The organism is Rhodococcus sp. H29-C3, assembly GCF_030063405.1.
Lineage (GTDB): Bacteria > Actinomycetota > Actinomycetes > Mycobacteriales > Mycobacteriaceae > Rhodococcoides.
Map to the genome: position 1 here is coordinate 1 of NZ_JASITC010000056.1, position 1,477 is coordinate 1,477.

At 62.1% G+C, this 1,477-nt stretch carries 1 protein-coding gene; it reads right to left on the minus strand.

The window, feature by feature from the left end:
- Positions 1–1,477: AMP-binding protein (locus tag QMK32_RS25130; protein ID WP_283478289.1), on the minus strand; the 1,477-nt coding region annotated here is incomplete at both ends.

The window sequence follows — 1,477 nt, forward strand, 5'->3', positions numbered from 1 at the left end:
TCGAAGCGGTTCAGGAACCACATCCGCTGCTGCGCCAACGACAACGGCACCACACCCGGACGCTCCCGCGCCACCAACGCAACCCGATCCCCCGACCCCACCGACTGCTCCACCCGAACCGCCAAACCACCCACCGACGGCGCCTCGAACACCAACCGCACCGGCACCACCGCATCCAACGCCACACCCAACCGCGACACCACCTGCGTCGCAATCAACGAATTACCACCCAACGCAAAGAAATCATCATCGACACCCACACGATCAACACCCAACACCTCCGAAAACACCCGCGCCACCGCCTCCTCCACCGGAGTCGACGGAGCCCGAAACACCACAGCCTCGAACACCGGAGCCGGCAACGCCGCCCGATCCAACTTCCCATTCACCGTCAACGGCAACGCATCCAACACCACAAACGCCGACGGCACCATGTACGACGGCACCACCGCACCCAACGCCACCTTCACCTCAGCCACATCCAAAGACACACCCACACCACCAACCACGTACGCCACCAACTGATCTCCCGCAAACTCATCCACCCGAGCAACCACCGCAACATCGACCACCCCATCCACCCCACGCAACGCCGACTCGATCTCCCCCAACTCGATCCGGAAACCACGCACCTTCACCTGAAAATCACTACGCCCCACATACTCCAACTCACCAGAACCACCCCACCGCACCACATCACCCGTCCGATACAACCGAGAACCCACACCCACACCCGCAACACCGACAAACGGATTCGCCACAAACCGCTCCGCCGTCAAATCCACCCGACCCACATACCCACGCGCCAACTGCACACCCGCCAAATACAACTCACCCGACACACCCACCGGCACCGGATGCAACCGCTCATCGAGCACCAACACACCCGTATTCCACTCCGGCACACCAATAGGCACACCCGCAACATCACCCGCCCCCACCTCATGCACCGTCACCGACACCGCAGCCTCCGTCGGACCATACAAATTGAACAACGCACCCGCATTACCCCGACGGAACCACTGCGCAGTCGCACCCGGCAACGCCTCACCGATCGCCAACACCCGCACCAACGAACTCGACAACACACCACCCGACACCGCCAACAACGCCGACAACGTCGACGGAACCACATGCAACGTCGTCACCGACTCCGCCACCATCAACTCATGCAGATACGCCGCATCCCGATGCCCCTCCACCGACGCCACCACCACCGACGCACCCGACACCAACGCCGACCAGAACTCCCACACCGACAAATCGAACGTCGCCGCAGTCTTGAGCAACACCACATCACCGACACCCAACCCGAACTCGGACCTCTTCCACACCAACTGATTCACCACAGCCTCATGCGAAACCGCCACACCCTTCGGCCGACCCGTCGACCCCGACGTGAAAATCACATACGCCGCATTCGACCCCCGCAACACCGACAACCGCTCACCATCCCCCACAACCTCACCCGAGAACC